This window comes from Pseudoalteromonas sp. ESRF-bin5 (assembly GCF_002632075.1).
GTDB classification, from domain to species: Bacteria; Pseudomonadota; Gammaproteobacteria; order Enterobacterales; family Alteromonadaceae; genus Pseudoalteromonas; species Pseudoalteromonas marina.
In genome coordinates this window covers 1-25,556 of record NZ_NTLW01000242.1, presented here as the reverse complement: position 1 = coordinate 25,556, position 25,556 = coordinate 1, and the positions used below count along the sequence as shown (strand labels likewise).

20 protein-coding genes and 1 pseudogene are annotated in these 25,556 nt (G+C 40.1%); 11 read left to right on the top strand and 10 right to left on the bottom strand.

What is annotated here, in order from left to right:
• A partial coding sequence (locus BCG07_RS15120; RefSeq protein WP_286890924.1) for a sigma factor occupies positions 1-140 on the bottom strand: 140 nt, incomplete at its 3' end.
• 140 nt (positions 141-280) lie between these two features.
• Between BCG07_RS15120 and BCG07_RS15115 the strand changes: the two genes are divergently transcribed.
• Positions 281-1,627 carry a S8 family serine peptidase gene (locus BCG07_RS15115; protein ID WP_243531123.1) on the top strand — a complete coding sequence of 449 codons (1,347 nt, stop codon included), beginning with the start codon at positions 281-283 and terminating at the stop codon, positions 1,625-1,627.
• Here BCG07_RS15115 and BCG07_RS15110 read toward each other — a convergent pair.
• The 3 genes from BCG07_RS15110 to BCG07_RS15100 all read right to left on the bottom strand — a co-directional run bounded on the left by BCG07_RS15110 (position 1,611) and on the right by BCG07_RS15100 (position 5,902).
• Positions 1,611-2,564, bottom strand: a complete 954-nt coding sequence (locus tag BCG07_RS15110; protein ID WP_243531125.1) for a hypothetical protein — start codon at positions 2,562-2,564, stop codon at positions 1,611-1,613. The genes BCG07_RS15115 and BCG07_RS15110 overlap by 17 nt on opposite strands.
• Positions 2,565-2,626: 62 nt before the next feature.
• The gene (locus BCG07_RS15105; RefSeq protein ID WP_243531128.1) at positions 2,627-3,529 is read right to left on the bottom strand and encodes a hypothetical protein; all 903 of its coding nucleotides are present in this window, start codon (positions 3,527-3,529) and stop codon (positions 2,627-2,629) included.
• A gap of 135 nt (positions 3,530-3,664) precedes the next feature.
• A complete protein-coding gene (locus BCG07_RS15100) occupies positions 3,665-5,902 on the bottom strand; it encodes an exonuclease domain-containing protein (RefSeq protein WP_243531130.1) in 2,238 nt (745 codons plus the stop codon).
• Between the two features lie 89 nt (positions 5,903-5,991).
• Between BCG07_RS15100 and BCG07_RS15095 the strand changes: the two genes are divergently transcribed.
• Positions 5,992-6,486 carry a phosphatase domain-containing protein gene (locus tag BCG07_RS15095; protein ID WP_243531132.1) on the top strand — a complete coding sequence of 165 codons (495 nt, stop codon included), beginning with the start codon at positions 5,992-5,994 and terminating at the stop codon, positions 6,484-6,486.
• Between the two features lie 7 nt (positions 6,487-6,493).
• Here the strand turns inward: BCG07_RS15095 and BCG07_RS15090 are convergent, their stop codons facing one another.
• From BCG07_RS15090 to BCG07_RS15075, 4 genes are all read right to left on the bottom strand, one after another.
• Complete coding sequence (locus tag BCG07_RS15090; RefSeq protein WP_286890920.1) at positions 6,494-7,213, bottom strand: DUF6445 family protein; 720 nt, start codon at positions 7,211-7,213, stop codon at positions 6,494-6,496.
• The gene (locus tag BCG07_RS15085; protein WP_286890918.1) at positions 7,206-7,946 is read right to left on the bottom strand and encodes a SapC family protein; all 741 of its coding nucleotides are present in this window, start codon (positions 7,944-7,946) and stop codon (positions 7,206-7,208) included. Before BCG07_RS15085 ends, BCG07_RS15090 begins: the two co-directional genes overlap by 8 nt.
• A 38-nt stretch (positions 7,947-7,984) precedes the next feature.
• Positions 7,985-9,541, bottom strand: a complete 1,557-nt coding sequence (locus tag BCG07_RS15080) for a tryptophan halogenase family protein (protein ID WP_271479563.1) — start codon at positions 9,539-9,541, stop codon at positions 7,985-7,987.
• Positions 9,542-9,612: 71 nt separating this feature from the next.
• Positions 9,613-12,906, bottom strand: coding sequence for a TonB-dependent receptor (locus BCG07_RS15075; RefSeq protein ID WP_286890913.1), 3,294 nt, complete (start codon positions 12,904-12,906; stop codon positions 9,613-9,615).
• A gap of 354 nt (positions 12,907-13,260) precedes the next feature.
• On the opposite strand from BCG07_RS15075, the gene BCG07_RS15070 reads away from it, so the two are divergent.
• From BCG07_RS15070 to BCG07_RS15040, 7 genes are all read left to right on the top strand, one after another.
• Positions 13,261-13,833 (top strand): RNA polymerase sigma factor, encoded by a 573-nt coding sequence (locus tag BCG07_RS15070; protein ID WP_203986624.1) that lies wholly within the window; start codon positions 13,261-13,263, stop codon positions 13,831-13,833.
• The gene (locus tag BCG07_RS15065; protein WP_203986621.1) at positions 13,826-14,920 is read left to right on the top strand and encodes a FecR family protein; all 1,095 of its coding nucleotides are present in this window, start codon (positions 13,826-13,828) and stop codon (positions 14,918-14,920) included. Before BCG07_RS15070 ends, BCG07_RS15065 begins: the two co-directional genes overlap by 8 nt.
• A gap of 35 nt (positions 14,921-14,955) precedes the next feature.
• Positions 14,956-16,386 carry a sugar porter family MFS transporter gene (locus tag BCG07_RS15060; protein WP_286890909.1) on the top strand — a complete coding sequence of 477 codons (1,431 nt, stop codon included), beginning with the start codon at positions 14,956-14,958 and terminating at the stop codon, positions 16,384-16,386.
• 219 nt (positions 16,387-16,605) lie between these two features.
• Positions 16,606-17,865: an OmpP1/FadL family transporter gene (locus BCG07_RS15055; protein WP_286890908.1), complete on the top strand. Its 1,260-nt coding sequence runs from the start codon at positions 16,606-16,608 to the stop codon at positions 17,863-17,865.
• Between the two features lies 1 nt (position 17,866).
• Entirely contained in the window at positions 17,867-18,280 is a 414-nt protein-coding gene (locus BCG07_RS15050) for a YeeE/YedE family protein (RefSeq protein WP_286890906.1), read from the top strand.
• A 3-nt stretch (positions 18,281-18,283) separates the two neighbouring features.
• Positions 18,284-18,685, top strand: a complete 402-nt coding sequence (locus BCG07_RS15045; protein WP_286890904.1) for a DUF6691 family protein — start codon at positions 18,284-18,286, stop codon at positions 18,683-18,685.
• Between the two features lie 103 nt (positions 18,686-18,788).
• Positions 18,789-19,868, top strand: a complete 1,080-nt coding sequence (locus BCG07_RS15040; RefSeq protein WP_286890903.1) for a mechanosensitive ion channel family protein — start codon at positions 18,789-18,791, stop codon at positions 19,866-19,868.
• Between the two features lie 29 nt (positions 19,869-19,897).
• On the opposite strand, the gene BCG07_RS15035 is transcribed toward BCG07_RS15040, so the two are convergent.
• Positions 19,898-22,033: a TonB-dependent siderophore receptor gene (locus tag BCG07_RS15035; RefSeq protein WP_243531153.1), complete on the bottom strand. Its 2,136-nt coding sequence runs from the start codon at positions 22,031-22,033 to the stop codon at positions 19,898-19,900.
• 224 nt (positions 22,034-22,257) lie between these two features.
• On the opposite strand from BCG07_RS15035, the pseudogene zigA reads away from it, so the two are divergent.
• Both zigA and BCG07_RS15025 read left to right on the top strand, forming a co-directional pair.
• A pseudogene (gene zigA / locus BCG07_RS15030) lies at positions 22,258-23,447 on the top strand (zinc metallochaperone GTPase ZigA).
• Entirely contained in the window at positions 23,447-24,142 is a 696-nt protein-coding gene (locus BCG07_RS15025) for a DUF1826 domain-containing protein (protein WP_243531155.1), read from the top strand. The pseudogene zigA and the gene BCG07_RS15025 overlap by 1 nt, the downstream one beginning before the upstream one ends.
• A 54-nt stretch (positions 24,143-24,196) precedes the next feature.
• On the opposite strand, the gene BCG07_RS15020 is transcribed toward BCG07_RS15025, so the two are convergent.
• On the bottom strand, positions 24,197-25,556 hold a 1,360-nt coding region (locus BCG07_RS15020), incomplete at its 5' end, for a response regulator (protein WP_286890901.1).

Sequence of the window (25,556 nt, the reverse complement as noted above, 5' to 3'; positions counted from 1 at the left end):
TCAACGTCATCCGGAATGCCTTTTACTAATAGTTTTTCAATTGTTATTTGCACTACATCGTCTGCATCTGCTTTACTACCCGTTAGCGAATAGGCAAAACGCCTAAGCATGGGCAATAAGGTTTTTAATGTTTCGTTCATTGATTTTTACCCCTTTTATAAAGAAGACGATTCAAAAAAACATTTATTCCCAAATAATCAAAATAATTTGAATAATGAAATATTTTTATGTGTTAAACGTTAACTAACAAGCATGATAAATTTAATAAAAGTAACCCACTATGAACATGAAAAATTTCCGCGTTAAACACATCATAGCCGCTTCGATTTGCATATTTAGCGCAACGAGTTCTGCCAATATAGTCAAAGTCGATCAAGTGCTTGGGCAGTTAAACCCAATAGAGCAGCGTATTGAACAAACAATAGAGCGCGCACAACGCCTGCCGCTTCCGGTGCCTGTACCACAAGTGTCGATTGATGAACTAAAAGCGCAAATTAGTGAGCCAATTAGTAGTTTACCTAATGTGCTTAACATTAATATAAATAGTCAAAACACCGCATTTGTTGAAGTAGAGCTAGAAAACGGCTTTAGAGCAATAGAGCGCCAATGGTTATTAATGGCAAATAGCCAACAACTTAATACCCTAAAACAGCAAAATGTAACCATTGTGTCGGTAAAAAATTACAACGCACTTAACATGAGCTTAGTGCGCTTTAACGTGCTCCAAGGTGTTAATTCTAAAAGTGAGTTATTAAAAGCGCTTAACTTAGATGAGTCTGCAATACTTGACCGAAACCACATATACCAAGCGCAAACTGGCGAGCCTACCGCAAAAGTAACACCAAATAACTCTATTGCCCCTTACTGCACACAAAGCGTAAAAATTGGCATGATCGACAGCGCCATTAATACCAAACACAGTGCTTTTGAAGGTACAAATATCACTACGCAAAGCTTTTTACCACAAGGGTTAAGCTCGCCAAATTTACACGGCACCGCCATTGCAGGGCTAATTACAGGTAAAGGCGCAAAACTTAGCCCGCTTTTAAGCAATGCCAAGCTTTACAGTGCCGAGGTGTTTTATAGGCAATCTGAATATGCACAAGGGGCTACTTTATTTGCCATAGTAGAAGCACTTAACTGGCTAGTCAGTAATAAAGTACCCGTAATAAATATGAGCCTAACGGGGCCAAATAACGCAGTTTTAGAAGCAAGTATGACTGCAGCAATAAAACAAAACGTGTTAATTGTAGCTGCTGCAGGTAACCAAGGGCCGGCGTCGCAGCCGTTATACCCAGGTGCGTATAAAAGTGTGATAGCGGTAAGTGCTATTGATTCACAAAACCAAATTTATAGATGGTCAAATAAAGGTGATTACATTGACTTTACAGCCTTTGGTGTAAATGTTGTTACAAGCCAAGGTAATGGAAAATTTGGGAGGGAGTCGGGTACGTCAATGGCGGCGCCGCATGTAAGCGCGGCATTAAGTTGTTTATTGTTAAAACATGGTAATAATAAAACCAAAGCACTTAACGAGCTTACATCGCTAGCCATCGACTTAGGCGAGCAAGGCAAAGATACCACCTTTGGTTATGGTGCTATTTACCCACCTAAAAGTGCACTTTAACTGACGCCGATAAAACCGATTGCGTATAGGTATTGCTACTAAGCTTTGATTGGTAATCGCCATATTCAGCCTCGGCTATTAATGTTACGTGCTCAAATAAAGCTACGTTATAAAACGCATTAACGACATTTCGGTGCTCATCTCGCGACGGTATTTGCTCAAAAAAATCATCCGTTGTTTGCTCATCGTAATCTTTGTTTTGATAACGCCAGCCTGCCCCCACTTTGTTAGCCATATTAAAGGCCGTAAATTTGTGCGTAACTTTAGTAGTAAAACCGTAGCCGTTAAAGTCGTATTGGTTGTCGTCGGCGTTTTCTTTATCGGCACTTAGCGATGTCATTAGCATGGTTTGGCCATTATTTATAAAATGATAAAGCGCTACATCGCCGCCTACGCCGTCGGCATTACGTGCTTTTGCAGTAGCAAAACGTTTAGCTTTGGTTTTTATACTCATACGCAAGTACGTATGCGGGTTTAAAAAATGGCCATAGTAGGCGCTGGCTTGATTGAAATGTAAAAATGGTTCGCCATCTACATTTGCTTTTGCCCCATCGTAACGAACCCCTACCTCATGGCTATTAAAGCTGTAGCTGCCATCTAAACCATATTGATGCAGGTCTAAATCGTATTGATCAAACTCATCGTAGTCTTGTTGTTCAAACCTATAGCTTGAAGTTAATTTAGCGCTTTTAGTTACTTGCCATTTTGCATTAACACCGGCTGCGGTTTTTATGCCGCTGTCGCTTTGCGACGAAATATCGTCAAGCTCTTGAACAGAGAGCGCCGAGTTACTTAATACCCCAACTTCTGCATCTGCATTTAGCTCAAAGCTACTTTTAAAGGGCTTATTTTGCTCAGCTGTTTTAATGTGGTTAGTTTGTGCAAGCACCGCTTGAGCACTAAAAACACACAAAGTGGCGGTTATAACTGCTTTCATATTTATTCTCCAACAGGCCGAATAGGTTTCCCTATTCGGCATTTGTGCAAATACTTGGCGTATTAAAGGCCTAGGTCTAAATCGTTAGTAATGTTGGTTACTACTTCACTTGCGGTGCTAAGTGCTACATCGTTACTAATTTGATCAGTGACCGCTGCACTCACCTGCCCACTAACACTTTGCTGTACCGTGCTTTGTAAACTGCTAACCGTACTATCTTGCACACTGGCAATTAAAGATTGCTGAACACTACTTACTACTTCATTACTGGTATTAATTGCATCACCCATTTGCAGTGCAGAGCTCACTGAGTTTGCAGCCGTATTAGTAATTGCTAATTGGTTTGTAAGCTCACCCGCATTAAGCGCATTAGTTGCATTAGTTGCATCAGCTTGTGTTACTGAATCGGTTGCGCTACTTACATTTGAAAGTAAAGAGGCATCGGCAGGTGTATCTGTGGTGTCTGGCTGAGCGCCTTGTTCAGAGGTAACAGAAAGTAATGACGTCTGGCTCACAGCGGTTGTTAAATTACCCGCCGATGAGGTTAACTGCGCTGTTGCATCAAGCGCTGTATTGACTGTGGTATTGCTTGTGGAATTGGCTGTGGCATTTAAAGACGAGGCCGATGCATTTAATGCATTATTTAAAGATGAGCTGGCAGATGCAACTAATGTATTTGCAGGCTCTGCGGCCTCACTGCTTTCTTGCGCTGGAGTTTGCGTGTCACTAGCCATTGAATCTGTGTTTTGCGAGTCATCAGCCGTTACTTGTGTATCGTTAGATACGTTTGACTCGTTGCTGCCACTGGCTGTTAAACCATTTTGTGAAAGCGTAATAGATGTAGATGTTTGTTGCTGCGCCGACGTTGACTGAGATAGTTCAATATCAGCGGCGTGCACTGCACCTGTAAAAGTACACACACCGCTTAACATCATTACGCTTACAATTTTATTTAATTTAGTCATTGTTTTGTCCTCTAGTTTGTCGGATTGACATAAAGAAGACGATTTACTAAAACACTTTATTCCAAAATAAATTAAAAATTTATAATAAAGCTACTTATTATTTAAATTTCAAATGCTTAAAAATAAGATAATAAGCTACTGCGTTAGCGTTTCACTTTTTTGTATCAGCAATAACAGCTCAGCAGTGGCAGTTGCATCAGCCAATGCGCGGTGATGGCTGGTTAAGTTTAAATTAAAATGCGCGCTAAGGTTACCAAGCGAATACGACTTTAACCCTTTAAACGCTCTGCGCGATTCAACCACGGTGCACATTTTTGGCATTTTAAAAAAGTGCCCTGCAATCTCACATTCTTTTTTAATAAAACCGTAATCAAAGTTCACGTTATGGGCTACAAAAATACTGCCTGCAAGTTTATCTAGTAGTGGCTGTGCTATATCGGCAAATACAGGCGCGTTGTACACCATGCCATCGCTTATGCCGGTCAATTTAGTAATAAAGCTTGGGATATGGCGCTGCGGATTAATAAGTGTCGTCCAGGTATCTATTACTTTACCGTGCTGTACTTTAACTATGCCAATTTCGGTAATGCGGTTACCACCTTTTAAGCTGCCCGTAGTTTCTATATCAACCACGCTATAAATACGGTTAGGGTCTACAAACCACTTAACTGCAGCAATATGTACCGTAAAGCCTACATTTTTTAAATTATCAATAGTGGTAAGTTGGTTGCGCCTAAGCTTATCGCCTGGGGCTTTTACCTCTTCAAAATGTACTTGGCCATTATTAATAACCATTAAGTCGGGGTAGCCGTCTTTTAGCTGTAAATAGTGTTTGCTCATAGCCGTTAAGTGCGCAATTAACGCTTCAAGCGGGCTGTTTAAAATAAGTGCCTCTAGTGGCTCTAATAAATTGCTGCGCCATCTAAATAAACCATTGGGCTGCTCAAAATACTGCGCGGCATGCTTACATACCAAATTAAGCAGCGCCTGATTAGTGCTACAGCTTTTTAAACGTGCGTCAATTTGCGTGCTTTGTGCTTCATAAAAATTACCAAGCTGTAAAACTTGCGGGTAAATATCAAATTCATTACACGGCGGGTATGGCGACTCAATAAATAACTCGTGCCAAAATACTAAGCCAAACAAGCTTTGCCATAAGGTGTTTTCGGTATTAAATACCGTTAACCCTTTTTCACTGTAATGCTCATTTACGCCTTGCTCTACATCGCCTCGGTAAATTTCGTCAATTTCAAGCACACACTGGGTATCGGCCAGCATAGTACTTAAGCGCGAACGTGTTTGTTTATTAAACTTACGCATTAAAAAGTCATCAGCAAAGTACAGTAATTCGTCGGTGAGCGGGTTTTCTATAATTTGCTCTAGCTGCGCTTTTACCCACGCTTTATTACCTAAGCGGTATTGCTCTCTTATTTGAATTTCTTGTGCTTCGGCGTAATCGGTGCAGCCTTCAAGTAAGCTAAAAGCAAGTTCGCTATCGGTATTTTTAAGTTGTTTGTACAGCCTAACCAGCAGTTTGTTTTTAATGTCGTGCGCTTGTGCGCCATGCGCCGGTTGCGCTAAAACTAAATGTGCAAGCTCGGTGTAAGGGGTTTTCTCATCAAAGGTTTCATCTTTTGTATTACCGGCTGTTTTGCCGATATTTTTAAACGCTAAACGGTAACGATTTAAAACATAATTAGATTGCGCCTCAGAGAGAGTATTAAAGCGCGACAAGCTCTCGCTGTGCCCTTCGCGGGTAGCGGTTAACCCTAAATCGCGCATAACAAAGCGGTTTTGATGGTTTACATCGCCACTACTTAAGCGCCCTGCAAATAAAAACTCAAAATACTCGTAATAATCTTCACGGTTATTTATCACATATTGGCTATATAAAGGGGCTAAATCATCTTCGCGCTCACTAAAAAATTGGCACGCAATAGTGACCAACTCCCCTTTAGCTGCGCTTTTTTTAAAGCTTACTTGCTCACTGTAATTACTGAGTAACTCCACCAGCATGGGCTTGGTTAAATGCGCTATAAGCTGCTTATAATGCTGTGCGTTTGGCTCATATAAAATACCCGCTGTTTTTAGCGTATAAATAGCCTGATATGGCGAAGTTATTTCTTCATAATTGAGCGATTGCGCCTGCACTAAATAAGGTTTTCGCGAATACACACGCGCCAACATGCATTGGCTTTGCTCATCTAGTTGGTTAATTTTACTAATAAATTGGCTGTGTTTGGGCTCAAGTAAATGCATACATTTACTTGTTACAAACTCAATAAGCTCTCTAAAATGCGCTAAATAATATTTTGCTGGTAATTCTTTTTTCATAACATCGCCACGACTGTATATAAAAACAGTATCTAGCATTTGTACTTATTATTCAATCTTAAACTTGTAACGAAAACACGCTATAGTGAGCGTATAAAAGTAAATTTATTAAAAATAAAGGACTTACCATGAGCGCGCACCCGTACGATGTTTTATCACTCAATAACGGCGCAAATATTATTTTTACGCCTTGCCCTGGTACAAAAACGCAAAACCTAGCGGATTCAATCGCTACATTAAAAGCCGCTGGCACTCACATGCTGCTTTCACTTATGCCGCAAAAGGAGCTTGAAAAAAACAACGTAAAAACAATTAATAGTGAGTGCAAAAAGCACGATATAACCTGGTTTCATTTACCAATAAATGACGACGAAGCACCCAAACAGCCTTTTACATCAAGCTGGAACACCCACAAAACAGACATACTACAAGCCATACAGCAAAAACAAACCATTGCCATACATTGCAAAGGCGGCACTGGCCGCACAGGGTTGGTCGCTGCGCTTATTTTAAATTCGGCAGGTTACACAAAAGATGAGGTATACAGCCTAGTACAAGGTATTCGCCCTAAAGCACTAACTATAGAATTGCAAAAAGAATACTTTGAGAATTTTAACGGGTAATGAAAAACTAACGTAAAACCACAAAGCTACTAATAGTTAAACGCCCATTAATTGGATCGCAGGCATAACCGTTAGCTGCATTTATATTCCCGGAATGCAATAAGTTGCTTGGATATATAACAACCCGGTTTAGCTTTGCCTCTACACTGAAAATTTGCTCAAACAAAGCTGTGCTGCCATTTATATAATGTGGGTTTTTATGAAGCTTTTGTGCCATGGCTTGTTGCTTTATAGCTTGCCTATAAGGGATCAGTCGCTCTTTTGTTATGCGTTCATACCCCAGGGCTTTATGTTTATAAAATGAAGTACCCCCATGTGTTTCATCACATAAAAAATGCACCATAGCAAGTTGCTTCATATTAGGTGTGTCAAAATGGGGAAGCATTTGTATTGGCCTGAGTTTATCAGGTTCAGTGCATGCAATTGAAAAGGCAGAAAGTATTACATCAAACTCGCTTTTATCTGCCATATTAAAGTGTGAATTAATAATTGGCGACAGTGCTTTTAGCTGCTCTATATAACTAAGCGGTGCTGCTTTTCTTACTCCTGGATAAAAATCACTTTCTTGTGCGTAAAATGTTTCTCTGGCGTTTTGAGAAAACACAGCAAAATTAATTAGCGCATCTACATTATTAACAAAATCATCAATAACAATTATTGGGGTTTGCTCTTCCCCAACAGTGTGTATGTGTAACACCATATTTTTGTTAAGTGTAAAATCAATCATCGGCTAAATTAAGCACCGCATTTTTACGCTCTATTAATGGGTATATCTGACCAAGTGAGGTTATTACTGTATAAATGGCAGGTAATAAAGCACTTTGATGTAAAAGCGTAATTTGATCACTATTAAGTTGTGAGAGCTTTTCTTGATTAATAGTGTATAGGCCGTTTAACTTTGTTTTTTTGTTATTTTCAAACGTTACTTCAAGCGATAATGGCTGTAGTAGTTCATACTTTAACAACGCATCAATTAACTTTTTATTGTCTATTTCGCCTTGTAGTAAATGCCCTAAACACTGCTTTATTTGTTTAAAATAGCCACTTTCTTCTGCGCTTTGGGTATAAATTGGTTCTAAATTATTTTCGCTTTGCGCAGAGTTATCAACTACTGCAGGGCTATTCAAATTAATACACACAGGGTATTGCGTTTGCTGCGCATGCGTATCACCAACAAAAAATGGCTGACGCTGTAACTGAAGCGGCAAATATACGCCCTGCCACTGTGATTGCTGATAAAACAAGTTCTCATGTTGCTCAAAGCCTAATAAAGCATTGAGTGTAAACTCGCCTGTTTCTGAGTTTTTTGCAAAAACTATAGGCTGCTGAACGGCAATTTGGCTAAGCTCCGCCATAACTACGGGGATCATATTAAGATTTTTAGCGTGTGATTGTGCTTTTTGTGTATCTATTTTTATATGCTGATGAGCACTTTGCTCTAATGCGACTAAATTTTCCATGCGTGTCTCTTTATTGTTTTTATGTGTAATTTTTTAAGCTAGATAGCACTAAAACCATGCTGCTTAATTTTATTAAGCAGCTCTCGGTTACTAGGTAAGTTAGTGACTGCTTGGTTTATCATGCTCTTATTTTTATCAAACTGACTTTTAGCGAAAACAGTGTCTTTAAGCATATAGGCAGTTGTGCTGTAATCACTTTTAAAGCCCATGCCGTATAAAACATATTGATAACTGGCCGCTGGAAACACCTCATTATTACTTGTAAAGTCGTGATCAGCAGGAGCGCGGTATTGCCACAACTTCATTAGATCTTGTAAGCTTTGAGGAATCGTTTTTGGGTCTCTGTTGTCGCGCCAAAATGCGTTATCGTCACGGGTTGATAAAATATAATGCAGTTTTAAAAAATCGATTATTTTTTCCCACCTATAGGTAAACGTCTCGTTAAAGCGTTTGGCGGTAATATCCATAATATCGCGGGTCTGGGGGAGCTGTTCGCTGATCATCTGTGCTGACATTTCTACTAACACCAATGCAGAAGCTTCAAGTGGCTCTAAAAAACCAGCCGAAAGCCCAACTGCAACACAGTTATTTTGCCAAAAGTGTGAGCGATGGCCACTTTTAATAGGGATTTTTCTAATTGTTAACGACTCTATTTTATCGCCAACATACGCTTTGAGCTTTTCTCGTGCTTGAGCTTCGCTACTATATTTACTCGAATACACGTAACCTACACCACGGCGGTGCTGTAATCCTATATCCCATATCCAACCTGCTTCTTGCGCTGTTGAAATTGTGTGAGATGCAATAAGCTCATCTTCATTATCATAAGGGACTTGCACTGCTAAGGCGGTATCAATGAATAGCACGTCATCGCACGGCTTAAAAGGAACCTTATAATGCTCACCTAATAACAATGAAGAAAAGCCGGTGCAATCAACAAATAAATCACCGCTAATTTCACCTTGTTGCTTTGTGATAACGCTTGCAATATCGCCATTATCAGCACTATTAACCTGCGTCACATCGGCTAAAATATGTTTAACGCCAAGCTGCTGCGTACAATGCTTTTGTAAAAAAACGGCAAATTTTGCCGAGTCTAAGTGGTAGGCATAGTTGGCTATAGCTGCGTATTCTGGTGTGCGAATAGTTTTAGGGGCAAGTCCTTGCTCACAAATAGCTTCTTGGTAACACACTGCGTTTGAAAAAGACGTTGACTCGGCGGTGTTATTTAACCAGTGGCCAGCCATATCTGTTTTTGAAAAGCCCTGTGGCAAAACTAATGGGTGATAATAAAAATCATCCTCGGAGCCATCCACCCACTTGGCAAATTTTGCTCCTTGCTTAAAGCTTGCTTCACACTCGCGTATAAAATCAGTTTCGCTAATACCAAGTGCTATTAATGTACTGCGCATGGTAGGCCAAGTACCTTCCCCAACACCTATAATTGGTACATTTGGAGACTCAACGAGAACAACATTAAGGCCATCCGGGGTATTACTTTTGTGGTGCGCCGCTAATCGTCCGGCTGTTAGCCAGCCCGCTATACCACCACCAACGACAACCACTGTTTTTATTTTTTTATTTTGCTGGTTCATACTTGTTACCTATAAAGGCATAGTTAAAAAGTGGCTATTACTAATTGTAAAAGCCACTTTATTAATTAAAGTTAAAAACTACCGCGAATACCTAACGCAAAACGTCGTCCGCTATCTTCAACCAACAATAATTGATTAGAAAAACGACCACGCTTGTGCACGTATTCTTCGGTTAAGTTAATACCTTCAAAAAATACCGATACATTTTCGGTAATGTCATAGCTGCCGCTAGCATCAAGTTGTGCGTAATCTTCTACAATGGTTACACCATCGCCATTTAGCTGTGTTAGTGACTGTACAAAGCTATCGCGCCAGTTATAAGCTAAACGCGCTTGAAATGGCCCATTCTCATAAAAGCCAACCACATTATAAGAGTCGCTTAAGCCTGTTAATGCAAAAACTTGAGTTATATCTGCAGAGTCTAACTCTGCATCGCTATCTACAAATGTTGCATTAACCATAAAGCCAAAGCCACTATCAAAACTATGTTGTAAGGCGACTTCCCAGCCATCAACAATCGCCGATTCGCTATTATTGGGCAATGTATTAGTGAATACAGCCGTCGAGTCGGCAGCATCAGGGTTGTCTACATCGTTACCTGTAGAGGGGTCAGTTAACAATCCGCCGCCAGACAATTCAAAAGTTAAGTCTTCGGTCGTATTAATAATGAAGTTAGCAACATTTTTTCTAAAGTAACCCGCAGATAAATAACTGGCATCAGCGTAATACCACTCCAACGATAAATCTAAGTTATCAGAGGTAAATGGCTCAAGCGCTGGGTTACCAGAGCTTGATGTTAAATTGCCGCCTTGACGAGTTGTTTCAATAACTGTTACAGGCGACATACTATCGAGCGTTGGCCGTGTAATTGTTTGTGATACCGCAGCACGTGCTATTAGCTCATCGTTTATTTCAAGCTTTACACTAAAGTTAGGTAAAATCGCTTCGTAATCTGAACTTGCTGAGATATTTTCTACAGCGCCAAAGTTAGCGAGCATTTCTGTTTTATCTAGAATGGTTAACGCACTAACCGGCTCATCGGTCCCCTTTACGTTTACATCAGTGCTTTCGTATCTAAAGCCCGCTGTTGCGTATAAAGGCATGCCTGCAAGCTCAGCTTCAAAATCAAACTCAGTATAAAACGAGAACGTATCTTCAGTTATCTCAAACGACTTATTACGTTTAACTGCATCAAAACTAATAGGTTGACCATTCGCTGCAGCTATTTGCTCAAGGTACGCAAAGTTTGCCTCACCATCATGTGCAAGCCATGACGTTGGCATACGACCGCTGCCGCTCACATCAGATAAAAAGTCATCTCCTGCGTCAAATACAAATTGCGCTAAACCATCCATACTTGGGTCATCTGGGTAACCACAAAAAGTACAGTGAATACCAACACCTTCGTTATCCCAACGATCAAGGTTTTTAGTTTCAGTTGAATACATAGCACCAAACTTGACCGAAACTAGGCCTGAGCTACCATCGTTATGCCAAATGCTATCCCAACGAAACTGATCCACGGTATCTTCTACAGCCCAACCACGGCGTAGCATTACATGTGCTCGGCTATTGGCTGTATCTAAATAGTTTGATACGCCATCAGGTGTAACTGCAGGGTTATAAGCAACACCGTCCAGCTCTTGCTGGCCGCTATAAATGTTAGGGTTAGCAGAGGCAAACTCACTCGCATAAGGTAAAATACCGCCATCCACTTCAAATCGAACTCGATTAGCATAGCCAATCAACGATAACTGATCCCCGCCACCATTATTAGCCTCACGCTCAGCTTTTGAGTGGCTTAAATCAAACTTCATATTTAAGTTATCGTTTACATGCCAATCAAAGTTTAAACCTAATGCGCTAGAGTTGGTTAAACGATCAAACTTTTTAGCGTGCATATCGGTGGCAAGGCCTACCTCTTGATATAAATCAACCACAGTGCCATTTTCATCAACAGTTGGCCCTGCAGCGCCGCCAAAGCCTTCTAAGTTTGGCGCTGTAAACCAATGCCCATAAGACGTTGTGTCTGCTTCTACATCAAAATCAGAATAGAGCGCATCAGCAGTGATAACTAAATCATCTGAAGGTGCGTACTGTATTACTAAGTTTGCATTGGTACGTGTACGTGTTTCTGTTGTTACTTTATGATCGTAATTACGCGGCGAAAAAATATTACCGGTGTATGCTTGCCCGCTTTGAGTTTGCGGGTTTGGGACGCCCACGTTTTCTAACCAGCCGTCTACCTGCGCCTGGTTTAAGCGTGTTTCGCGCTCTTGGCGAGAAACAGCGAACAAAACACCCAATGTGTCATCATTAAATGTATTACTAATTAATCCAGAAATTTCAGGTGTGGTTTCTTCGCTATTTTCATCGTAAATACCCTTAACGCTACCTGCCACTTTAAAACCGCTAATCGCAAATGGTCGCGCAGTATTTACATTTACTGTTGAGCCAATACCACCAGATTGCATAGTGGCTGTTGAGGTTTTAAATACATCTAAGCTTTTAACTAGCTCTGATGCAATAGTATCAAAGCTAAACGCACGGCTTTGATTTTCAGAGGCCATTTGGCGACCATTTACAAGCACAGTATTAAACTGCGGGCCAAAACCACGCACCGTAATAAGCTGCCCTTCACCGCCTGAACGGTCTATTGAAACCCCCGTAATTCGCTGTAAAGACTCAGCTAAATTTGTGTCAGGGAATTTACCAATATCTTCAGCTGAAATGGAGTCGACCACGCCGCCCGCTTCTCTTTTGGCATCCATAGCTCGGCCAAGCGAGCCTCTGATCCCGCGTACTTCAATTATTTCTGGTTCTTGTGCTGCTGTTTCTGCTATTGCAGGGAGCGTTGCCATTGTGCTTAGTACAGCTAGTACAGCACTGGACACGCCATTTTTTTTATATTTAGCCATGTTGTCAGTTCTCTCGAAACTTGGGTCTATTAAAATAGATATTTGCCCATCTTCGCTAACATGCGGTTGCAACCCTGTGCCATCGAGTAAAATCTGTAATGCGTTTATTATTGAATACTCGCCAGCAATAGTATTTGTTTGTAACTGCTGAATTTTATCCAGCGGAAAAAGCAAAGTAATATCGGCTTGCTCGGCAAAATTTATTAGCGATAAATCGGCCCTTTGTCTAGGAATATTAAACACTGCTTTATCGTTTACAGGGCTCGCTTTTACCTCGGTGGTGAATAAGCTAAAAACCAGCACATAAATTGGTAAACAAAGCGGCAAATGCACATATTCCTTGTGTATAGTTTTTGGCCATACACTGAATAAAGACGAGTGACTTTTTATTTTCCTCCATAAATATTTTTTATTTTTTTTAAATAAATTATTTTTTTGACTTGCCATGCTAATTTGTTTTTGCCTTGATTATTTTTATTGTTAGCGTTTTTACTTGTATTTTTAAACGATTAAAAATACAGTCCAAATTGCCATTTTTTACTTATTAATTAAAAAGTTAAAGTTTTTAAAATGAATAATCAGTACCTGGTGAGGTATTTGTAATGAAAAAACTGTAGTACACTTCGCCTTTACATTACAAGCTTTATGCCCCGTGCGGTTAATGAACATTAAATTTATAAAATATAATGCTGATTTATTTTTTAAATTTAATGGCGGATTTTTTCTTACCATTCGTCTTAGTTTGAAGTGGCAAAACAATAACAATAATTGCCGTAAACACACACACGAGACACACACTAAATGACGAAAGACACACTTTTTTATAAGGTCTATTTGGCCTCGCGCAAAAGTCTCTCAAATGTAGTTGCACGCATAGTGCCGCCACATGAAATTGAAGATATAGTGCAAGAAACTTATGTGCGAATTTGTCAGATTAAAAACACTGAAAACATAAGCTCACCAAAATCTTTTATTTATAAAACGGCGCGAAATTTAGCGCTCGATTATCAAAAGCAAGCCAATATACGCCTAGTCGATGGGATCGACAACATGGAAGCGTTAGAGCAACTCTTAGCGGAGCATCAGCAAGACGAAATGTATGAAAAAGCACTAACCGATAGTGAGTTTTCTAATTTTTGTGAAGCCATACGGCTTTTACCCGTGCAATGCCGCAAAGTGTTTGTATTAAAAAAAGTGTATGGTTATTCGCAGCGAGAAATTGCTGCTCAATTAAACATTAGTGAAAGTACCGTGGAAAAACATATAGCAACAGGCATGAAACGTTGTACGCAATTTATGCGTCAATCTAAAAAAAGTGTTTATGAGCAACCAAATACTTCTTCCCAGCTAAATGCAGGAGGTAGGAATGACTAATATTCATCACATAAACGAGCGAAACACTAGCGACGATTTGCGCCTTGATGAAGCCAGTGAGTGGCTGGCTAAACTTGAACGTGGATTGACTAAATCTGAAGAGCAAGCGCTAAAGCAATGGTTAGCACAATCTTATAAAAATGTAGAAGTGTTACTTGAGGTAGCAAAGCTGTGGGATAAAATGGACGATCTCAGTCGTTTGTCAGATCTATTTCCACAAACACCAGTAAAACAAAAACGTCTCCCTATGTGGTTGAGTGCAACAGCTGCTTCTATTTTATTAGCGGTTGCACTTAGCCTTTTTCAAGAAGCATTTAACTTTTCATTTTTTTACCCAGTTAATCAGTCAGCAGTGGTTGCTAAACAACTTAATTTTCAAACCGACGTAGGTGAAAGTAAGGACATACTGCTTTCTGATAAAAGCAAAATCACCTTAAACACAAATAGCTTCGTTCAAGTGAGGTATACCCAACACTCTCGCGTAATAAATTTACTGCGTGGTGAAATTCATATAGACGTAGCTCACGATAAAATGCGTCCTTTAAGTGTTATCGCTGGTGATAAAGTTATTCAGGCTGTTGGTACTGCATTTAATGTAGAAGTAGGTCAAAAGCAAATAGAACTCATTGTGACAGATGGCAAAGTCCTTGTTGCAGAGCAAAAAGCCGAATCGTTACCCAACCTTTCCCTGGGGACTAATAAACAAGGACAGTATTTATCAAATAGTTCAACTTCGGTGTCAAAGGGAGAAAAACTTGATTTAAGCTTTAAAGGTAAAATTGCTAAAGCGGTCGAAAAAGTTGATCCTATGGATGTAGCCGCAAGATTATCGTGGCGCAAAGGTAGCTTAATATTTAGAGGTGAATCACTTGCTGAAGCCATGGCTGAAATCGGCCGCTATACAAATATAGATTTTGAGCTTTCAGAAGATGACCGTCTCAAACAAGTACAAGTAGCTGGCATGTTTAAAACGGGCGATATTAAAGGGTTATTAGAAGTATTAAACAATAATTTTAATATTGATTATGAGAGAGTTAGCCCTGATAAAATTCGTCTAAAATACGCTGCACCACACGTCTCAATTTAGTAAAGTACACAATAATAAAACTAGGACACACAATTATGACATCACCTATCTCGCCGAGCAGTAATAGCTCGGCGCACACATTGGGCACATGCTCTCTTTTTTATGTAATTTTCATCTCTGCAGTGGCTGCTATTGGTGGCTTTTTATTTGGTTTTGACTCGGGCGTTATTAACGGCACGGTGTCGGCGCTCGGCAATGCTTTTAATTCAAGCAGTGTGGCTACGGGCTTCAATGTGGCATCGGTATTATTAGGGTGCGCCTTGGGGGCTCTTGCTGCGGGGCCACTGGCTGATAAATTTGGTCGCCGTGCCATTATGATCATCACCGCGATTATTTTTGCTATTAGTGCGTTTGGCTCAGGCATTAGCGAAAGCTCGGCCGAGTTTATTTTTTACCGCTTATTTGGTGGCTTAGGTATTGGTGCTGCATCGGTATTAGCGCCGGCTTATATTGCAGAGGTTGCACCACCCGCCCTTCGTGGTCGTTTAGCTACACTTCAACAACTCGCTATTGTATTGGGCTTGTTTGCTGCGTTTTTAAGTAACTATTTAATTGCTGATGCATCAGGTAGTGCGCAAAACATTTTAATGCTTGATATAGCCGCTTGGCGCTGGATGTTTTGGGTTGAGCTTGTGCCTGCAATACTGTTTTTAGTGGGTGTGTTGTTTATTCCTGAGTCGCCTCGTTATTTAGTGGCGCAAGGTAAAGTAGACGATGCAAAAACGGTATTTAGTAAAATTTCGAACGACAGTGCTGATGCGCAAATAAGCGATGTTAAAAGCTCTTTGCATAGCGATAAAAAGCCGAGTATTCGTGATTTATTTATTGATGGCAGTAAAAAAGTACACCCAATTGTTTGGGCGGGTGTTGCGCTGAGTGTATTTCAGCAATTTGTAGGTATTAACGTGGTATTTTATTACGGCTCTGAGCTTTGGCAAGCTGCTGGGTTTGACGAGTCGCAATCGCTATTTATAAATGTATTAGCGGGTACTACTAATATTGTATCGACCTTTATTGCTATTGCCCTTGTTGACAAAATTGGCCGTAAACCACTTTTACTTGTGGGCAGTGTGGGTATGTTTATTAGCTTAAGTGCGCTTACTTATATATTTGGCAGCGCAGGCCTTGATGAAGCAGGCAAGCTTGCACTTAGCGATAACATGGGTACGTTTGCGCTTATTATGGCTAACTTATTTGTGGTGTTTTTTGGCTTAAGTTGGGGCCCGGTTGTGTGGGTGTTATTAGGCGAGATGTTTAATAACCGTATTCGTGGCGCAGCGCTCGCGGTTGCTGCAAGCGCACAGTGGATTGCTAACTTTGCCATTACCATGACCTTCCCTATTATGTTGGCTAATATTGGCCTTGCCGGTGCGTACGGCTTTTACGCTTTATCGGCACTTATTAGTATATTTTTTGTGGCTAAATACATTACAGAAACCCGTGGTAAAACACTTGAGTCTATGTAATTAATCTAGGGCGGTGAATCCTCTCACCGCTTTGTATTTTTTAGCTAAATGATTGATTTAATGGTTGTATAAAAGGCTTAAGTCATTACCTCTCTAAACTTTGGGTTAAACACACACGCTCAATATTCTTTTTTACTATAAGTAATCGATTTAAATTCCTTTTTTGAATATAGAAAATTAGCTATTGTCCGCGTTTTCCCACTTCGTATGTCTGTCAAAATGAAAAATAAGTTAGTATCAGGCCTTGCATTAACATGCACATTAGGAACATTTAGCGCATTTGCTACCAATGGGTATTTTACTCATGGTTATGGCATGACCCACAAAGGCATGGCAGGTGCAGGGGTTGCGCTATCTGAAGAGTTAATGTCTGGTGCTAATAACCCAGCCAGTTTTACTGTGAATGGGACTGAAATTTCACTAGGGTTAGAGCTATTTTCACCTGATAGAAAATACACAGCATCATCTGTAGATACGTTTTATCCTAATGCACTTTATCTTGAAGCAAAAACCCAAAAAAGTGATAACACGTTATTTGCCATCCCTGAATTTGCTATTGGCCATCAGTTAAATGACAAAATAAATATTGGCCTATTGGTTTACGGCAATGGCGGTATGAACACCGACTACAGCGCCAATTCTGAGCTTGAAGGTACATTTTACGCTGGCACAACAGGCGTTGATTTAAAACAGTTATTTATTAGTCCAACTATTAATTATAAATTAAACGAGCAAACAAAAGTGGGGGTTTCACCGATTTATGTTGTGCAACAATTTAAAGCGACAGGCCTGGGAAACTTTGCGCCTTTTTCGCAATCGCCTGAAAATTTAACTAATAATGGCACCGACACCAGCACAGGCTTAGGTGTGCAAGTGGGCGTAACTCAAACCGTAGGCACATCGTTTAGTTGGGGTGCCAGTTATCGCTCATCGGTGGCTATGGAAGAATTTGATAGCTATAAAGGGTTATTTGCAGAAGACGGTGGCTTTGACTTACCAAGCTCAATTCAAATTGGTGCCGCCTATAAAATTACACCAAATAACCAACTTGTATTCGATTGGCAAAAAATAAACTACAGTGAAGTTAAAAGCATTGCCAACCCAATAAGTAACTTAATGTCTGCACCGTTAGGTGCAAGCGCAGGTGCAGGGTTTGGCTGGGAAGACATGGATATATATAAATTAGGTTATCAGTGGCAACGCACTGCAAAACAAAAAATTCGCTTTGGTGTTTCATACACGCAACAGCCAATTCCGTCGTCTGAGGTGTTATTTAATATTTTAGCGCCGGGTGTACAAGAGTGGCATTTTACAACGGGTTTTAGTCATAGAGTTAATGAAAAGGTACTATTAAACGCTATGGCTTTTTACTCGCCAGCTAAAAAAGTATCGGGTGCAAACTTTTTAGCGCCTAACCAACAATTATCAATTGAAATGCAGCAGTCTGGTGTTGGTGTGTCTATTGTTTGGGGAATTTAAAATGGTAACCGAATTTACGCCCGTTTCAGCCGCTTTAGGCGGTGCTTTAATTGGTGTTTCATGTGCTTTATTGCTTGTTTTATTTGGCAAAGTAGCCGGTATTTCAGGATTAGTTAAATCGCTGTTCACCCCATTAAAACCCGATAATATATGGAAAGTATGCTTTATTACAGGCTTACTAATTGCAGGCGTTGTCACTTCACTTATTGCGCCTGAGTTATTAGAGGGCGATTTAAGCCTACCGCCGTGGTTAATTATTATAGCGGGGCTTTTGGTAGGTGTTGGCACGTCACTTGCCAATGGCTGTACAAGCGGACATGGCGTATGTGGTATGTCGCGTTTCTCTACCCGTTCTTGGGTTTCAACATGTATGTTTATGCTTGTTGCTGTAATAACTGCTAACTTAGTTGGATAAAACATGAAAGCAATTACATCGGTGTTTTTAGGCTTTATTTTTGGCTTAGGCCTTATTATTAGCGGGATGACCAACCCTGATAAAGTGCTTAATTTTTTGACCTTTGGTAAGGGGTGGGACGGCAGCTTAATTATTGTAATGGCGGTAGCCATGGGAATAATGATGCTGGCCTGGTTTTGGGTTTCTAAAAAAGACAGCCCTTTATTTGGTGAAGCATTTAGCCTGAGTAATCTAAAAAATGTAGATAGTAGATTAATTACGGGCTCTGTTTTGTTTGGTTTAGGGTGGGGATTGAGTGGTATTTGTCCAGGCCCTGGCTTGGTTCAATTAGTGTCACTAAAAATGGAGTTTTGGCTGTTTTTTGCCTCGGTATTGGGTGGAATGTGGTTGGCTAAAAAAATATAAGCCATTATTGCCGGGCTTGTCTCGGCAATACCCTTCTCTTTACTTCAAACATAGGTACATAACTTGCTGTATTAAATATAATTATATTTAATAGGTTTAAGTTATGCTCAAAAATACACTTGACGTTATTAACAATACCCCTTGGTTGAGTACGGTAGCTTACCTTTTATTTGTAACTATACTGTTGTTTTTTATTCGTTATTTTATAATGTACTGGCTAAAAAAATGGACATTAAAAACCACTTTTACATTCGACACACTACTTCTAGACTCAATATCTAAGCCATTAACACTGTGCACAATTATCGTGCTAATCACCATTTTAGAGCACGATACCTTCGTTATTGACCCCGAGTTAGCAAAGCGAATTTCATTTAACAGCATCAATATTGTATTAGCTTTACTTGCACTTATTTTCTTTTTAAATCACTTTATTATTGGAACAGTTAATCACTACGCTAAACAATCAGCCGTTATATTCAATTCTCAAAGTATTATTAAGGGGATTATTCGCGTTACATTGTTTTCAGTGGGCTTGCTGGTTTTATTAGGCACCTTGGGTATTTCAATTACACCTATTATTGCATCTCTTGGTATTACGTCATTGGCGGTGGCACTTGCTCTGCAACCCACTCTCGAAAACTTTTTTTCGGGCGTACAGCTCGTTATTGATAAACCCATACGTGTAGGTGATTTTATTGAGCTTGAATCAAAGGAGCAAGGCTTTGTAGAAAAAATTGGTTGGCGCTCTACATGGGTTAAAATGCTGCCAAATAATATGATTATTATCCCTAATAGTCAGCTTTCTAAATCGCGTATTATTAATTACTTTTACCCCGAAAAAGAGCTAAGTGTACCTGTTGATGTAAGCGTACATTACAGCTCAGACCTAGAGTTTGTAGAACAAGTAACGCTTGAGGTTGCGCGCCAAATACTGATTGATCATGAATGGGGCGTTGATGATTACAATACCTTTGTGGTGTATCACACCTTTGATAATTCAAGCATTAATTTTACAGTAATGCTGCGCGCAAAAGAGTACTTTAATCGGTTTTGGGTTAAATCTGCTTTTATTAAAGCGCTGCATAAACGCTATAACCAAGAAGGTATTGTGCTCCCCTTTCCTATTACAGCCATTAATACATCGCAAGAAGCGGCTAATTTTAATGACGATAAAAAATAAGCGCGAGATAAGCTCGCGCTTAATTTACTTTAAAATTTATAGGTCACTTGGCCTACTAATTCTCGTGGGCTGCCTGGGAAGTGACCGTTACGCTCACTAAAGCCACTTACTGCGTATTTTTTATCGAATAGATTATTGATATTTACACTTAATAACACATCGTCAAAGCGGGTACTCCAGCTCATGTCAAATACGGTAAAGGGTTTAACTTTTTGGCCGTCTTGGCTTATTTGCTCGCTTACGTAATTTGCGCCAAATGCTATAGACGAGTCGATGCTATCAAGCGCAAAACGCGACCATAAACCAGCTTGATGGCGCGGGGCATTAGCAAAACGAGAGCCATCACCGTAGGTGCTTGAAATAGTATCGCCCGTTACCCCCTCAACAACTAGCGTATCGTTATAGGCGTAGTTAGCAGTTAGCGTCCAGTATTCGGTTAAATCGCCCACCAGCGTTGTTTCAAACCCACGGCTTTCTACCTCACCAATATTTAAAAGTGCTGCAATGCCATCCCCCGCGCCAGTGTCGTCAGGGTTGCTCATTACTACGTTTTCTTTATTAATTTGGTAAATAGCAAAGGTGCTCATAATTTTGCCATCTAGCCATTTGTTTTTCATACCAATTTCGGTTTGTTTACCGGTTTCTGGGGTTAAATTACCCTCGCCCTCTACATCTTCTTGATCGCCTGATGATGCGGGGTTAAAGCTTTCTGAGTAGTTTATGTATACCGATGTGTTTTCAACAGGTTGGTATGTAACAGCCACGCGCGGGGTTACATCGTTATCTGAGTAACTGTAACCGGTTTCTTTGTTTAGCTCTTTAAAATAATCGTAACGCAGGCCGGCAATCACGGTCCATTGCTCATTAATGCTTACAACATCTTGTACGTATAGGCCAAAACGGTCGGTTTCAACACCATCGCGGTTCATGTCTGTCAGGTTATAAGTACGTGGGTCGGTTTCGCCGTAATTTAAGTTAAATATGTTTAAATTAGTCACACCGTCTGCTTCATAGCGGGCACGTAAGTAATCGTACTCGGTATCAACTATGTGGTAGTCGCCGCCAAATAATACTTGGTGTGCTAATTGGCCTTGCTCAAAGCTATAAACAAAGTCGGTGGTTAAGCTTGTTTCTTCATTTGCGCGGTATTGATTACGGTATTCGCGTTTAATGGTTTCGTCATCAATGTTTGCTTCACCATCGCCGTTTACATCTACCCAGCTTTGCGACTCATGGTAGGCTTGGTCGCGTTCGTTATCCATGTAACGAAGTGTGCTACTTACAGAAAAATCATCATTAAAGTAATGCTTTAGCTCGGCTTGCAGCACTAACGCTTCCATGTCTTGGTAGTCAAATGCTTCGTTTGCGTTGTAACTAGGGTCAACTAAAAAGTTGCCATTGTCATCTACCGGTACACCACGTAAACGGTTACCGCCTAAGTCTTGTTTGATGTAGTCAACACTTGTGGTTAGTGTGGTTGAATCTGTTAAATCAAATAATAAACCACCGGTAAACTCACTGTTTTTTGAATCTGCATTATTACGAAAGCTGTCTTGCTCTTCGTAATAACCACCTACACGATACGCCATGGTGTCGGTTAAACTGCCGGTCATATCAAGAGATGCACCACGTGTGTCGTAATTGCCAAGCGTTAGCTTTAGCTCTTTGCTTTGCGTGTACGAAGGCTTTTTAGTCACATAGTTGATCATACCGCCTGGCTCACCACCACCATATAACGCAGAGGCTGGGCCTTTTAATACTTCTACACGCGCTACATTAAATAATTGCGGTACACCAAAGCCCGAGTACGGATCGCCACGTACGCCATCGTAAAATACATTGGCATCGTCTCTAAATCCGCGAAAAGTAACTCCTGAATAACTGTACTCACTTACCCCGGCTATTGAGCGGTATAAATCGGTAATATCGCGCGCGGCTTGGTCAATAATAAGTTGCTCGGTTAATACCTGCGCAGATTGCGGTAATTTAATAAGATCTAAATCCGTTTTAGTGCCAATTTTACTTTCGGTTTCTAGGTAAAATTGCTGAGCACGGCCTGTTACTTCTATTGTTTCAATTTCGTTATTTTGCTCGGCAAATACCACATTAGAAAAAGCAGAAAAAGATGCAGCAATACTGAGCGCCAAATATTTTTGGTTAAACATGTTGATCCTGAAAAAAAGGTGTATAAAACGCCTTAAATGATAACGACTATCATTATCATGTGCAATGTAAATAATTTCATATTCATCCTTATTTTTCGAATGAAGAGTATTTAAGCAACACACTAAATTGGCAGCTCAGCTATGAATAAATTAATTAGCATTACTGGAATACATAATTGATATAATATAACATATCTAAAAATACACTTTAGTAAGATTATTAAATGATAAATAAACTGCCCGTCACAGTGTTATCAGGTTTTTTGGGGGCTGGTAAAACAACCATTCTTAGCCACATTCTTAATAACAGGCAAAGTAAAAAAGTCGCCGTCATAGTTAACGATATGAGCGATATAAATATCGATGCCGCAACAATTAAAAGTGATGTATCGCTCAATCACAGTAATGAAAAACTAGTCGAAATGAGTAACGGTTGTATTTGCTGCACCCTACGAGAAGACTTACTTATTGAAGTGGGCAAACTTGCCAATGATGGGCCCTCGTCATTGAATCTACAGGCATATCTGAGCCCCTCCCCGTTGCAGAAACATTTACCTTTGCCGACGAAAACGGGGGTTCACTTAGTGATCTTGCCAACCTTGATACAATGGTAACGGTGGTTGACGCCGTTAACTTTTTAAACGACTACGAACAAGCAAACGACTTACAAGATACTGGCGAATCGTTAGGTAAAGACGACGAGCGAAGCGTAGCCGACTTACTTGTTGACCAAGTTGAATTTGCCGATGTTATTTTAATTAGTAAAACTGATTTAATTACAAACGATGAATTAAATAGACTCACTGCCATTTTAAATACGCTCAATACCCAAGCTAACATTATTCCTATATCAAACGGGCATATTAATATTAACCAAGTGCTAAACACCGGCTTATTTAATTTTGAACGTGCCCAACAAGCACCGGGTTGGCTTAAAGAAATGCGTGGTGAACATATTCCCGAAACCGAAGAGTATGGTATTGGCAGTTTTAATTACACTGTGCGCCGCCCATTTGACCCTGAAAAGTTTTATAACTTTTTGCACAACACCGAGCAATTTGGCAAGCTCATTCGTTCTAAAGGGTATTTTTGGCTCGCAACGCGCCCTTTATTTTGCGCGCAGTGGAGCCAAGCTGGCGGTATAGCGCATTACGGGTTTGCAGGCATGTTTTATAAAGCAATACCTAAAAAAGACTGGCCCACAGAGCCCGAACTACTTGCTGATATAAACAGTAAATGGGTAGAGCCCTTTGGTGACATGCGCCAAGAGCTTGTTTTTATTGGTCAGTCGTTAGATAAAAAAGCCATGATTAAAGCGCTTGATGACTGCCTTCTCCCAGAAGATGCCGTAATTAAAGGTAAAGATTTTTGGAAAACCTTTAACGACCCGTTTCCTATTTGGGAGGAAGAGTAATGAATGCCCTAGCCCCAATAACAGCCCAAGTAAAACCGGCTGAACCGCTATACCGAAGAGCAGCTAAAGAGTGTGACGCCAATGTATTGCCACAAATTTATAACCAAGATACTAACATTGTTATTTGGCAAAGAAACCTTGAGCAAACATTAACAAGTGCAGTTAATACACTCATTAGCGCTAATGCTTTAAAGCCACTTGAACTTGCGGTATCACCCGATGATGCGTTTGATCAATTAATAAAAGCGCTTAAGCCAGAAGATAATAACAGCGATGAAATTAAAGCTCTGTGTGAAGACATTGCACTGTTGGTTGAAATGTTTTGCTGCCTGTTTGATTTAAAACGCGCCGGTTTGAGGTTAAAAATATTAGATAGACCCATGTGCCCGCGCTTTCACGTAGACAAAATTCCGTGTCGATTAGTGACTACTTATCACGGCGTTGCAACGCAATGGTTAAATCACGGCGATGTAAGCCGCTCAAAGCTCGGTACTGGTAATTTAGGTAAGCCTGATGAGGAGTCTGGCTTAATTAAAAGCCTAAATAATATTAACCAGCTAACTGAAGGCGATGTTGCACTGCTTAAAGGCGAATACTGGGATGAAAACGAAGGCGCAGGTTTAGTGCATCGCTCACCACCGTTGGCTGGAACTAATAGCGCCCCTAGGTTACTGCTTACTCTCGATTTTATATAAAATTAAAGCGCCATTCATAAAGGCCATATTTTGTCTGGCCTTTATCAATTATACTTAACCTATCTTTGTAAGGTTATTAGCAATAACACTATATAACCCCTGAGAGTTAACCGGTTTTGAAATAAAGTCATCCATACCTACATCTAAACAACGCTGCTTATCTTCTTCATATGCATTGGCTGTAATAGCGATAATTGGAACCCTTTTATCTTCCCCTATTTCATTTTCGCGAATGCGTATAGTACATTCATAACCGTCCATATTAGGCATTTGACAGTCCATTAAAATTAAATCAAACACATTATTTTTTAATGCTTTAAGCGCTTCTAAGCCGTCGTTTGCCATTGTAATAGTAACAGCTGTTGGCTCTAACATTTTTGCAATTACTTGGCGGTTTATAGGATTATCTTCTACTAGCAAAATATGCTTATTGATCAAATCTGGTAAAGATTGCTCTTGTACACGCTTTGCTAAATCGACAATTTGCGCTTTAGGTGCATGTATCGAAAACTTAATCGTACTGCCCAAACCTGGCACGCTATTGAGGGTTATTTCACCCTCCATTTTTTTAATCAAACCTTGGCAAATAGCCAGCCCAAGCCCTGTACCGCCATACTTACGAGCTACGCTAGCATCTGCTTGGGTAAACTCACTAAAAAGTAATAGTTGCTGCTCTTTTTCAATCCCAATTCCGCTATCAGACACACTTACCGTCAGTTGCTCATCTTTGTAATCAAACGATAAACGCACAAACCCAGCCTGAGTAAACTTTTGTGCATTTGACAATAAATTAATAATTATTTGATTTAAACGTAAGTCATCTACATTTAAACAATCGGGTAAGTCTGGGCTACGCTGAATAATAAACTCAACATTGTTAGAATGAATAATGGGTGAGAATAACGAGTGTATATTTTCTATAAACGGAGCAAGCAAAGTAGCACGGGGGCTTATTTGCATAGCGTTAGCTTCAATTTTAGAAAAATCTAAAATATCATTTAATATTTGTAGTAAATTTTTTGAGCTTTTTTGTTGTGTTTCAAGAAGGTCACGCTGCTCATCGGTAAGGGTGGAATCACGAAGTAATACCTCACCCATACCTAAGATCCCGTTCATAGGCGTGCGCAGTTCATGACTCATATTGGCCAAAAACTGTGACTTAGCTTTATTAGCTTCATTAGCAGATTTAACTGCTTTTGTTAGCTCATCTGTTTGCTCTGCCACTTTAACTTCCAATTGCTGGTTAAATTGGCTTAGCTGTTTATTTAGATCCTGATTTTTAATATTAGACGCTTGTAAGCTCTCTATTGAGTCCCTTAACGCACTTCCCAGCATCTTAAACTGCTCTTGTAGCTGCAGTACTTCGTACCAACTAGACTCTGTATTAAAATGTTGTTTTTCTGATTTATCAAAA